The sequence below is a fragment of the Yersinia sp. LJYL362 genome (assembly GCF_048323875.1).
The window spans coordinates 1-10,229 of the sequence record NZ_JBLWEX010000093.1; the positions used below are offsets into that span (position 1 = coordinate 1).

A 10,229-nucleotide genomic window follows, 5' to 3' on the forward strand; every position below is an offset into this window, starting at 1 on the left:
ACTGAGCGCGCACGCCCTTCGGGGCCTAAAATGTTCTCAATAAAATCTTTTACTTCACGGCCACGTTCACCGATCAAGCCAACGACAATGACATCCGCTTGGGTGTAGCGAGCCATCATGCCTAACAACACACTTTTCCCCACCCCAGAGCCAGCGAACAGGCCCATACGCTGTCCACGACCGACGGTCAGTAGGGCATTAATGGTGCGCACGCCAACATCCAATACCTGTTCAATCGCGGTACGTTGTAATGGGTTGATCGGAGGAGTGATAAGCGGGGCACGATAGCCGGTTTCAGGGGCGGGTAAGCCATCCAGTGGTTTGGCGCTGCCATCTAATACGCGTCCCAGTAATTCTGGGCCGAGTGGCAATTGCTTACTGGCAGAGGCTCCACCGGTGGTGATGCGCGCATAAACGCGGGCGCCGGGCACAATCCCTTCCACTTCTTCTAGTGGCATAAGGAACAGGCGCTGGCCGTTAAAGCCGACCACTTCGCTCTCAACTTCCTGTACTTCGCCGTTATCATGGCGCTCAATCAGACAGGTGGCCCCCAGTGGCAATTGCAAGCCAGTAGCTTCCAGCACCAGACCGGTGGCACGCGTTAATCGTCCGTAACGGCGAATGGTAGTTGATTGGCTAATACGTTCTTCGAATTTATCCATCGAAGCCAGCCAGCGACCAAGGCGCGCAGTCATCATAATTCTCCCGGCGCTGCCAGACGGCATAATTCATGCCAGCGCGTCGCCAGACTGGCATCCAAATCACCTTCTTCAGCGCTGACTTTGCAGCCACCTGGGTGAATTTGGCTATCGCCCAACAAACGCCAGCCATGCAGACTCAAGGTCGAGCCTAAGCGCTGTTCAACCACGGCGAGATCATTGGGATTAACACGCAATTGTGGTTTACCGGCAAACATCGGTTCTTGCTGAATCATTTGCTGAATTTGTGCCAGCAACGCGGTGCCATCACAAATTGCCGGTTGGCCCAGAATCTGTTTAGCTGCCGCCAATGCCATTTGCATTAGCCGTGAAGCAATGACACTGTCCAGCGCATCAAGGGTATTTTGGAAATCGCTGACCAAGGTTTGCCAGTGTGCGGTGATGGGTGCCAACTGTTTCTCAGCATCTGCCAGCGCTTGTTGATGACCCTCTTCCAGGCCAGTTTGGTAACCTTTATCCAAACCCTCTTGTAGCCCTTTGGCAAATCCTTGCTGGCGACCTTGCTTCTCGGCCTCGAGTTGCAGATTCATCAAGGTCTGCTGTTCATCACCTTGCGTTGGCTCGCTGTCCAATCTGGGCTCATCAGTAAACAGCATACTGATATCCGGCGGCGTCGCGGCAACGGTGGGTTCAGGTTGGCCGCCAAAGTCATTCAGTGACCAGGGTTGCCAGGGCAGGGCATTAATCCTATCAGACATAGATATCCTCGCCGCCGCCGATAACTATCTCGCCGCTTTCCGCCAAACGGCGGACGATAAGCAAGATGGCTTTCTGTTCGTTTTCGACCAGAGACATTCGTACCGGCCCACGGGTGGCCAGATCGTCGCGCAGGATTTCTGCTGCTCGCAGTGACATGTTGCTGAGGAACCGCTCGCGCAGCGCTTGATCGGCACCTTTCAAGGCTATCAGTAGCGACTCGTTGTCGACCTCTTGCAGTAAACGCTGAATGCTGCGGTCGTCGACACTGACCAAGTTCTCGAACAGGAACATTTCGTCGATGATTTTCTGTGCCAGCTCGCCGTCGTATTCGCGTACTGCGTCCATGACCGTCTCTTCCTGCTGGCTTTTCATCAGGTTGATAATCTCAGCCGCGGTGCGGATACCGCCCATTTTACTGCGTTTGAGGTTTTGGCCATCGAGCAGGTTGTTCAGCACTTCGGTCAATTCAGCCAATGCTGTTGGCTGAACGCCGCCGAAGGTGGCGATACGCAACATGACATCGTTACGCAGGCGTTCGTCGAACAGTGCCAGAATATCGGCCGCTTGAGCACGTTTCAGATGAACCAAAATGGTGGCGATAATCTGCGGATGTTCGTCGCGGATCAGGTCGGCCGCCATCTGCGGCTCCATAAAGTTGAGGGTTTCCATGCCACTGGTGGTTTCGCGTGATTCCAGGATGTCTTCCAGCAAACTGGAGGCACGCTCTTCTCCCAATGCTTTTACCAGCACGGTGCGCAAGTAATCGCTGGCATTCACACTCAATGCGGCATATTGCTCCGCATCGTCTTCAAACTCAGCCAAGACATCAACCAACTGTTGGTGAGAAACCTGACGCATGTTTGCCATGGTGGTACTGAGTTGTTGAACTTCGCGCGAGGAAAGGTGCTTAAACACCTCGGCGGCATGGTCTTCACCCAGAGTCATCAGCATGATGGCGCTTTTTTCAGTTCCGGTCAGGCTCATTGGTCATTACTCATCCATTGACGGATAACCAGCGCGACAATACGTGGGTCTTTATCCGCTAGTTCGCGTATACGCTGGGCCTGAACTTCAGCACTCACTCGTTGCTGATTTTTCTTACGCAGGGCCAGCTCTTCTTTAGTTTGTTTCGCTGCTTCAGTGGTTTGTGCCGCCTGGACAATGTTATTGACCGACGCCGCTGCTATATCTGCCACTTGTTTTTTCGCAATCAGTGGGCGCACCAGTTTGCGCCACAAGATCCACGCCACCAGTAAGATGAGCAGGTAGCGACCAATATTCAGCAATTGATCAAAGAACGACTGCTGTTGCCAGAATGGCAAGCTACTACCGCTCGCATCGTCAGTGGCATTAAACGGTGTGTTCACCACATTTAATGTGTCACCGCGCACCGTGGAGAAGCCCATGGCCTCGCGTGTTAGTGATTCCACCTGCGCCAATTGATCTTTACTCAGCGCGATAGGTTTACCCGCTTTATCGCTACCGTAATTGACCACCACGGCAACGGAGAGGCGCTGTACCATACCGGCTTGTTGCTGGGTATGGCGGATAGTGCGGTCAACTTCGAAATTGGTGGTTTGGTCGTGACGATTATTACTGGACGTCACGGTTTGTCTGGCTGCGGTTGCGGGGCGATTCGCTGCAGTAGCGGCATTCGTTGCAGTAGCGGCATTCGCCGCCGTGCCAGCACCTGCCGCAGGGGTTGCCTGAGGTACTTCAATCGGTGCGACAGGGGTTGCGGATGGTTGGTTGGACAACGCGCCGGGAACGCCACCGACATTGGTTCCACCCAATTGTTCACTGGTACTGACTTGCTGAGAGCGTACCGCCCCTTGGTTGGCAGCCTGATTCGGTTTGTACTCTTCGTCAGTCTGCTCGCGGCTGGCAAAATCAACTTGTGCGGTCACTTGCGCATGAACATTACCGCTACCCACCATCGGGGCCAGGATAGTTTCAATGCGACGCTGAAAGCGGTTTTCAACTTCATTGGTAAACTTGAGTTGTGCCGCGTTTAAATCACGGCCCGCGCTATCCGATTGTGTCAACAGACGGCCGGTTTGGTCGACGACGGTGACATTGGCGGGTGGTAAGCCCGCAACACTGCTGGAAACCATATAGACGATGGCGTTGATTTGACCATCATCAAGAGCGCGGCCCGGTTGCAGGGCCAGCGTGACAGAGGCAGTTGGCGATTTTTGCTCACGGACAAACAGTGAGGGTTTCGGCATGGCCAAGTGCACCCGCACATTCAGTACCGGGCCGAGTGTACCAATCGTGCGGGCCAGTTCGCCTTCCAAAGCACGCTGGTAGTTGACTTGTTCGCTAAATTGGCTGATGCCAAACTTTTCCTGATCCAGTAGTTCGAAGCCTACTGCACCACCTTTCGGTAAACCTTGTTGAGCCAGGCGCAGACGGGTTTCATGCACTTTATCTGCCGGGATCAGCAACGCTCCGCCATTATCAGCGAAGCGATAGGGAATATTCAGTTGCGTCAACTGCGTGACGATATCACCACCGTCACGATCATTCAGGTTGCTATAAAGGACGCGATAATCCGGGCTTTTAGCCCATAACATCAGCGCGACAATAATAGCGATGGCCGCAGCCGCAGCAATCAGCAGTGGGATTTTGGGATTCGCGCGTAGGCGTGCCAGTGTCGTCGTAAAGGTATTCTCACGATTTTCACCGCCAGTTATCGAGGCATTCATACACGTCCTTGGCCAAGCTGAATAACGTTTGAGTTAGTATTTTTTATGTAACTAATGTGTTGGAACAAAACAGACTCCCAAATGCTGTGAGCGATAACGCATCAATAGCTGATATCCCTTTTTATCGGCATGCCATTATTTGCTGTAAGTGGAAATTCGATGGCTCAATAAGCCGGTATTTTTGCGTCTATTTAGCCGCTTTAGCTCAAAAATGATGTGTTAGGGTGTCATCCTGAAAAAAGTGATACCTGTTTGATGGCAAGTAACCGCATTAACTTATCGATTTGCCACGCAGTTATTGATCAACTGAAGCACTCTGGGGATGAGTATGTCTGTTCAAGGTATCGAAGGGGTTTTACAGCAGTTACAGGTCACGGCATTGCAAGCATCAGGTTCAGTGAAAACGTTGCCTGCAGAGGCCGGTTTTGCGAGTGAATTAAAAGCGGCGATCGGTAAAATCAGTGAAAACCAGCAGACAGCGCGTACTTTGGCGCAGAATTTTGAATTAGGTGTGCCCGGCGTTGGCATAAATGACGTGATGGTGAACATGCAGAAGTCATCTGTATCTTTACAGCTCGGTATTCAAGTGCGTAATAAGCTGGTCGCAGCTTATCAAGATGTGATGAATATGGGGGTTTAACGCGCTATTTTAGTGGGTGAATAAAATAACTTGGGCGTTGAGCAATAAGATGCCAGCCCAAGAGATATATCTAACATTGTCATCATTGGGTTCGCACCCCAGAGCAAAATCTCATTCAACATTTATGTAACAATTTGAAGTGATATTTATCATTCAAATTAATTTATATAGGTGGCTGCTATGAAAAATTTTCTGCTCGTATTTTTGGTCTCTTTTCCTGCTGTTGCAATCTCCAGTGAACCGCAATCTCTTTTGGCTGTCCCTGCAATAATGAAAGTATCCGAAGCTGTTTGCAGCAATCGATATATCACTAAAGAACGAATTGCGTGCATGAAACTCGTTGATGTGTCTATTCTAAAAGCGTATTGGGTTGGGCAGATGAAAAACACCTGCAATTCACAATTTACTGGCCCAAACCCGTCATGTCAGAATATTAAAAGGTTGGCAAATGCGTTAGACAAAATGGGGGGGAAGTATCTTGAAGAGTAGGGTGAGATATTAATAATCATTTATTAATGGCGTCATACGATTTCTTCATGTGACAACGCCCATAAATAAAGAGATGCGGTTGTGCCATAAGGCGTGTAGCGGCGGCGATAGCGTTCAAAACGTTCGCGCGGTAGCGTTTTGTGGCGATATAAATTCATCATGCCGCGGCGGATCGCCAAATCGCCCCAACTGAGCACATCAGGGCGAGAAAGTGAAGAAATAAGAAGCATTTCTGCTGTCCAAATACCCACCCCATTCAGGCTAGAAAGCTGGGTAATGACCTGATTATCCGGTAACTGAGAAATAGCCGATAAATCCAATGAACCATCAAGTGCCGCATCCGCTGCACCTTTAATATACCCAGCTTTGCGCATTGTCATCCCGCAAGCTTGGATAGCTTCTATCGGTGCTGCAGCAATAGTTTTCGGTGTCACCGTACCGACTAAGGCTACCAACCGCGCATTGACGGTAAGTGCTGCCTTAACAGAGATTTGCTGATCAACGATATTTCTTATTAGCGCAGCAAACAAATCTGGTGATAATGGGCGGGCAATCATTCCTAACCGCTCGATAGCCGCCGCCATTCTTTTATCTCGCTGTTTAAGATGATTTATCTCTGTTTCACCGTAACTGTAGAACACGTATTTGCTCCCAACATTGCCGACTATAAAATGATTTGATTTAGCATAACCTTAACGCCCACTGATGACTCTCTATTTCTTGCTTACTAAGCGCTCTGCGCCAGCACTATATTTTGGTGGCCGATTTTTTGCAGTAAAATAGCAACATCAACACTGTCCACTTTGTCTGCTTGCAAGTGAGCCAAAGCATATTCATGCCAAATTCCAGATTGCAGGAATAAAATAAACAGATCTCTGTCCAGATGGTTTTCATTCACCATATTGATCATGATATTCAGTGCTTCGGATAATAATTTACCCGGTTTATAAGGGCGGTCTGCTGCCGTTAAAGCTTCAAATACATCGGCGATAGCCATCATCCGTACAGGGATACTCATCTGTTTATACGTCAGTTGATAGGGATATCCCTTACCGTCCATACGCTCATGGTGACCGCCCGCAATAGTGGGAACATTTGCCATTGTGCGCGGGAAGGGGAGTTTTTTAAGCATAACAATGGTCTGCATAATGTGCTCATTTATTTTATAACGATCCTCCTCGGTCAAGGTACCACGCCGAATACTGAGGTTATAAATCTCACCACGGTTATAGAGCAAAGTCGGTTCTGGTAGTTTGAAATCATAATATTCTGGACGTCTGTTTTTATTATCGCGGTAGATAAGATGTTCTTTTTTATCTGCCAATAGAGGTTCTTGTACTGGCAATGGGGTTGCAGGTTGCCGAGCTTTACGTGCTTGCTCTTCATGGGCAATCCCGGCGTTATCATCTAATGTACGTGTCCAGCAATATCCGGCAATTTGCTGAATGCGCGCAATTGCGTCATCAGACATAAATTCACCGCCGACATTACAGTGCGCAATGAAGTAAAAATCTTCATCTAATTGACGTAATTCGGCCGCCAGTAATTGCTGATCAACTTCATTGGCATGAACTGTGGTATGGCGACGCAAGAAGTCGATCTCTCTTTCGCGTTTTAAGACTTCAAATCTCATGCGTATTTCATGGATACGGTCATAAATTAATTCGAGTTTTGTCGATTTATCGACAACAAATTCAGGTGTCGTTATCTTGCCGCAGTCATGTAACCAACAAGCAGTATGCAGTTCTTCCCACTCATTTTCAGATAAATTAAAGTTAGCGAAAGGCCCTTCTTTGGCATTGACTGCGGCTCTGGCGAGCATTTTGGTTATTTCAGGGACTCGCTGGCAGTGGCCACCGGTATACGCACTCTTGGCATCGATTGCGCCCGCAATGAGCTCAATAAATGCATTGAGCAGGTTTTTTTGCTCTTGCAATAATTGCTGTGTTTCTACTGAAACAGATAAACTGCCGACCAGCGCATTAACTAATTGAATTTTTGAGCGTTCACGTTCTGCATTGAGTTGATAAGGGTTAAATAACAACAAAAAACCTAACAGTTGTTTATCATGAGTTTTCATGGGCACAGCAACAAACCGTAAAGGTAAATAAGGTTGCATGAAGTCTTCTAATTGGCGGAATATATTTTCTTTGTTTAGTGTTCCGGCAATGGTTTTTCCCTCAAGCACGGGCTGGAAGGTAGTGAAATTATCTTCATTTATGCTCAATGAAGCCATCTCGGCTACTGGGATATTTTCACCATTCCAACGAAATGCGGTTGGTGTGAAACGTCCTTCCTGTTTATCTGCTAGGAATATAATGCCTCCGGTCATCGCGGCTATTTCAGTCGTTTCACTTAATAACCCCTGCATTTGACGGAAGAAGTTATTTTCCGCCGTCAGCATATTGCCCATTGAAATAAACTGCTTTAATGTCGATTTCATTTTTGACATTGATTTGTGTAGTTCATCCACTTCTTCAATCATAGAATGCTCAGATTCGCGATCTTCGAAATGTAAGTTACTGATGGAGTCAGCATCTTGACGAAGACGAATCAGCGGGTTGGATATTTTCCGAGAGAAGTACCACACCAGCGGTAAGCTGAGCATTAATAGGATAAAGGCGATAAGGGTTGAGTGATTTCTAATGGAGTTTGCATCGGCAGTCAGATAACTGGCTGGCGTCGCAATAACTAGCTGATATTTATTGCCACTATTATTAATATCGACAATTGAACCGTACCAGTGCTTGCCTTGTGCTTCAAACAGGGTGCTATGATTGCTCTCATTCCCTTTCAGATTATTGCTCTCGGCACTATTCTCTTGGGTATTTAGCAATGTTTGTAATACCGGAATCTGTTCGCCCGTATTTGCTGTATTCCCTTGTGCCTTAGGCAGACTAGCGATAACTTCACCTCGAGAATTGATAATAATTGCTTGGCTACCCGGTGGTAGATTTTGTCTTATTAAAAACTGCGATAACGAAGCAAGGGAAACATCCAACCCAATAATTGCCTGGTTATTTTTAGAGCGGCGGCTATAGGTAAAACCCGCCTCGCCGGTACCTTTAAAAATATAAATAGGGGAAGTGATCAATGCGGGGCTGGCTGATGCCAAAATAAACCAATCCCGTCTTCTGGGATCATAGTTATCATTATCTCTGGGCATAACAGCAATGACTTGCCTTTTTTCGTTCAAATAAATAAACCGTTTTTCCGGTAAACTATCGAGAAAACGATTGCTTTGAATCATCCATTCGGCTCCTTCTGGAGCATGAAATAATATGCGATTTGCGTCTGTCAGGCGTCGTAACATAAATAAATCGCCATTAGGATAAGCACTATAGACGGCACTGGCATAGTCATTCTGCTTAAGAATTTCAATAAACTTGTCGACAAAAGCCATTCTCTGCTCAAGTGTTGATAATTCTGTTATTTGCATACTGGCAAGGATGTTAACAGACATCATCATGGGCCGTGTCACTGCGTCCAATTCTGCCGCAATTGCCTCACCCGTTTTTTGATACTGCCTATTGGTACTGATTTCAGTTAATTTAGTCAGTTGGCTATGGCTGAAAATGATAATGACGGTACCGATTGAGACAATCAATAGAGTGAAAAGAACCGCAATCTGGATATGCAATGGATAGCGGCTTTTTAGTCCGAGCAGGTTACTGGGCATCATTGCGATCCTAATAGGATATTATTTAATCAATTTTAATCATAGGATGCACTGGCCGAAGTGACATATTCCTCTTTCTTTCAGTGGTTTATATTCATTTATATGATTATAAAGACTTTTGTCGATATCAAGGCAGTATTACTGGAGGAAAAAACTGGAGGTGGCCTAAAAAATAATGTTTTAGTGTGTAGAATATCTAAAAGCAGTATTTAGCAGTCCGGATGATGAGTAAAAAGATGTGGGGTCGCAACGGGTTGTGAGACGAGAAGATAGGCAAACCCTGGCGAAAATGATCAAAAATAAAGACCGAGCAGATTCATTTAAATCCTAAATTAGGTTTAAATAACTCTGAAAGCTCACAGACGGGGGATCCGTATCTATAGGTTGTAAGCGATGATGCCCGCGTATGGCTGTAGGCGCAAATCCAAAACGTTTGCGAAAACGTTCTGCGAAGCGCGATGCGCTTTCATATCCCACTTGACTGGCAATTAATGAAATTGGCCAATCAGTCCCTTGCAATAAACGTAACGCGCTGGTCATACGGACATCAATCATCAAATCACGTAAGAGGATATTTTCGGCCGCTAATTTTCGTCGCAATACCACTTCACTCATTGCCATATGGTCGGCAACTTCACCAGCGGACCAAATTTTGTGCGGGTCAATTGCCAGGCAGCGCCGTACCTTTTCACTTAATAAATAATCATCATTCAGGCTGAATTTAACACCGCGCTGAGCTAACCAAAGTAATAATTCAAGCATACGGTGCCTGACGATAGTTGGGGGTATATCACCCACATCGGATATTGCTTTAAATGTATTTCCGAAAGTATTAATAAATTCAGGTGCTAAATCACGTACAGGCATAACGCCTTGAATATCCCTAAGACCAGCAGATGCAGGATGATTGGCAAATGTTGTTATCAAACGCGGGTCACAGCGAAGCTGGTGGCTAAAAAATAGCCCTTCAGTAGATAAACCATTAATTATATCAATTGTTTGACCGCTACTGACGGCAACTATTTCACCCGGTCGGACAATACACTCCTGATTATCCCAGCGAATGACTTTATGCCCACGGTTAACCATGATGAGCAAAGGTTGCTCAATATAAACTGACGTAAGGAGTAGCTCTGTATGCTGAATAACATGTGCTGAGCTACCCACTCCGGGGCAAAATTTAATTGTACGTTCCATCGATATTCATTTCACAATTTTGGCCTGAGAATATCTTTACGCTTTGAATGGCAGACTAGCAACTTATTTTAATAGAAAATTCACCATCACTGACTATT

8 protein-coding genes and 1 pseudogene are annotated in these 10,229 nt (G+C 46.9%); 2 read left to right on the top strand and 7 right to left on the bottom strand.

Annotated features, from left to right (window positions below; translation table 11 throughout):
• The 4 genes and pseudogenes from fliI to fliF form a co-directional block, all read right to left on the bottom strand.
• A pseudogene (gene fliI / locus ACNSO8_RS03975) lies at positions 1-695 on the bottom strand (flagellum-specific ATP synthase FliI); the annotation flags it as partial.
• The gene (fliH, locus tag ACNSO8_RS03980) at positions 695-1,417 is read right to left on the bottom strand and encodes a flagellar assembly protein FliH (protein ID WP_418393898.1); all 723 of its coding nucleotides are present in this window, start codon (positions 1,415-1,417) and stop codon (positions 695-697) included. The gene fliH and the pseudogene fliI, both read right to left, overlap by 1 nt.
• On the bottom strand, positions 1,410-2,402 hold the full coding sequence (fliG, locus tag ACNSO8_RS03985; RefSeq protein ID WP_418393899.1) for a flagellar motor switch protein FliG: 993 nt from the start codon (positions 2,400-2,402) through the stop codon (positions 1,410-1,412). Before fliG ends, fliH begins: the two co-directional genes overlap by 8 nt.
• Complete coding sequence (fliF, locus tag ACNSO8_RS03990; RefSeq protein WP_418393900.1) at positions 2,399-4,126, bottom strand: flagellar basal-body MS-ring/collar protein FliF; 1,728 nt, start codon at positions 4,124-4,126, stop codon at positions 2,399-2,401. Before fliF ends, fliG begins: the two co-directional genes overlap by 4 nt.
• Before the next feature lie 328 nt (positions 4,127-4,454).
• Between fliF and fliE the strand changes: the two genes are divergently transcribed.
• Together fliE and ACNSO8_RS04000 are read left to right on the top strand one after the other, a co-directional pair.
• The gene (gene fliE / locus ACNSO8_RS03995; RefSeq protein WP_418393901.1) at positions 4,455-4,766 is read left to right on the top strand and encodes a flagellar hook-basal body complex protein FliE; all 312 of its coding nucleotides are present in this window, start codon (positions 4,455-4,457) and stop codon (positions 4,764-4,766) included.
• Between the two features lie 180 nt (positions 4,767-4,946).
• A complete protein-coding gene (locus ACNSO8_RS04000) occupies positions 4,947-5,255 on the top strand; it encodes a hypothetical protein (RefSeq protein ID WP_418393902.1) in 309 nt (102 codons plus the stop codon).
• A 32-nt stretch (positions 5,256-5,287) separates the two neighbouring features.
• Here the strand turns inward: ACNSO8_RS04000 and ACNSO8_RS04005 are convergent, their stop codons facing one another.
• From ACNSO8_RS04005 to ACNSO8_RS04015, 3 genes are all read right to left on the bottom strand, one after another.
• Positions 5,288-5,896, bottom strand: a complete 609-nt coding sequence (locus ACNSO8_RS04005; RefSeq protein WP_418393903.1) for a DNA-3-methyladenine glycosylase family protein — start codon at positions 5,894-5,896, stop codon at positions 5,288-5,290.
• A gap of 86 nt (positions 5,897-5,982) precedes the next feature.
• Positions 5,983-8,934, bottom strand: a complete 2,952-nt coding sequence (locus ACNSO8_RS04010) for an HD domain-containing phosphohydrolase (protein ID WP_418393905.1) — start codon at positions 8,932-8,934, stop codon at positions 5,983-5,985.
• A 327-nt stretch (positions 8,935-9,261) separates the two neighbouring features.
• Complete coding sequence (locus ACNSO8_RS04015; RefSeq protein ID WP_418393904.1) at positions 9,262-10,131, bottom strand: helix-turn-helix transcriptional regulator; 870 nt, start codon at positions 10,129-10,131, stop codon at positions 9,262-9,264.
• Positions 10,132-10,229 lie beyond the last annotated feature (98 nt).

Excerpts from the sequence above, each read along its gene's own strand:
- fliH (WP_418393898.1), bottom strand. The coding sequence starts at position 1,417 with ATGTCTGATAGGATTAATGCCCTGCCCTGGCAACCCTGGTCACTGAAT.
- fliG (WP_418393899.1), bottom strand. The coding sequence starts at position 2,402 with ATGAGCCTGACCGGAACTGAAAAAAGCGCCATCATGCTGATGACTCTG.
- fliF (WP_418393900.1), bottom strand. The coding sequence starts at position 4,126 with ATGAATGCCTCGATAACTGGCGGTGAAAATCGTGAGAATACCTTTACG.
- fliE (WP_418393901.1), top strand. The coding sequence starts at position 4,455 with ATGTCTGTTCAAGGTATCGAAGGGGTTTTACAGCAGTTACAGGTCACG.
- ACNSO8_RS04000 (WP_418393902.1), top strand. The coding sequence starts at position 4,947 with ATGAAAAATTTTCTGCTCGTATTTTTGGTCTCTTTTCCTGCTGTTGCA.
- ACNSO8_RS04010 (WP_418393905.1), bottom strand. The coding sequence starts at position 8,934 with ATGCCCAGTAACCTGCTCGGACTAAAAAGCCGCTATCCATTGCATATC.
- ACNSO8_RS04015 (WP_418393904.1), bottom strand. The coding sequence starts at position 10,131 with ATGGAACGTACAATTAAATTTTGCCCCGGAGTGGGTAGCTCAGCACAT.